This window comes from Pseudomonas sp. PF05 (assembly GCF_056521845.1).
Window position 1 is genome coordinate 1 of record NZ_JBWLPW010000071.1, and the last position, 741, is coordinate 741.

Consider the following 741-nt stretch of genomic DNA (forward strand, 5'->3'; position numbering starts at 1 on the left):
GGCATCGAGGTGGACGAAGGCGCTGGGCACCATGTATTCGGGCAGATGCTCGAGCAGGGCGCTGCGCAGGTGTTCGGCGTTGGCCGGTTCACCGCAGAGGTACGCCACCAGGCGATTGTCCTCGCGAGCGATCACCACGGCGTCGGTGACACCGGCACAACCCAGCAAGACGTTCTCGATTTCCCCCAGCTCGATGCGGAAACCACGGATCTTCACCTGGAAGTCATTGCGGCCCAGGTATTCCAGTGTGCCGTCGGCCAGCCAGCGGCCGAGGTCGCCGGTCTTGTACAGGCGTGCGTTCGGCTCAGTGCTGAACGGATCGACGACGAAACGCTCGGCGCTCAGCTCCGGTCGGTTCAGGTAACCCCGGGCCACGCCGGCGCCACCGATGTGCAGTTCACCGGCCACGCCCAACGGCGTCGGTTCGCCGCGGGCATCGAGCACGTGCACCTGGACGTTGGCAATCGGCCGGCCAATGCTCGGCCGCTCGCCCAGGTCGCGGATCAGGTCGATGGTGGCGTCCACCGTGCATTCGGTCGGGCCGTACATGTTGTAGAAACGGATGCTCGGGCAGTTGCGTAGCTTCGTCCAGGTCGCGGCATTGATCGCCTCGCCGCCGAGCAGCACGCTCACCGGTTGGTAGCGGCTTCGCTCCAGCAGGCCGGCGGCGAGCAGGGTGTCGAGCTGCGACGGCGTGGAGTCGAAGGCGTGCACCTGGTGCTGTTCGAGGAAGTCCAGCAA

1 protein-coding gene is annotated in these 741 nt (G+C 66.3%); it reads right to left on the minus strand.

What is annotated here, in order from left to right:
• Positions 1-741: AMP-binding protein (locus AC09SL_RS29470; protein WP_479572006.1), on the minus strand; the 741-nt coding region annotated here is incomplete at both ends.